Here is a 283-nt window from a genome sequence, read left to right as displayed (position 1 = left end):
AACTTGGGGTTGCCAAATGAATGAATATGATTCATCAATGATTATAGGCATACTAAAAAAAGAAAATAATTACGAAGTTACAGAAATACCAGAAAAAGCAGATATTCTAATTTTAAATACTTGTTCTATAAGAGAGAAAGCACAAGAAAAAGTATTTCACCAATTGGGAAGATGGAAAAACCTAAAAAAAAATAAACCTAATTTAATTATTGCTGTTGGAGGATGTGTCGCCACACAAGAGGGACAAGAAATAAAATAACGCGCAAAATACGTTGATATTATA

The 283-nt window shown here is 29.7% G+C and carries 1 pseudogene; it reads left to right on the top strand.

Annotated features, from left to right (window positions below):
• Nucleotides 1-256: pseudogene (locus LDP10_RS03475) on the top strand (tRNA (N6-isopentenyl adenosine(37)-C2)-methylthiotransferase MiaB); the annotation flags it as partial.
• Between the last annotated feature and the right edge of the window lie 27 nt (nt 257-283).

Source organism: Buchnera aphidicola (Pemphigus obesinymphae), assembly GCF_026122815.1.
Taxonomy (GTDB): Bacteria; Pseudomonadota; Gammaproteobacteria; order Enterobacterales; family Enterobacteriaceae; genus Buchnera_C; species Buchnera_C aphidicola_BJ.
This window is presented reverse-complemented; position numbering and strand designations above follow the sequence as displayed.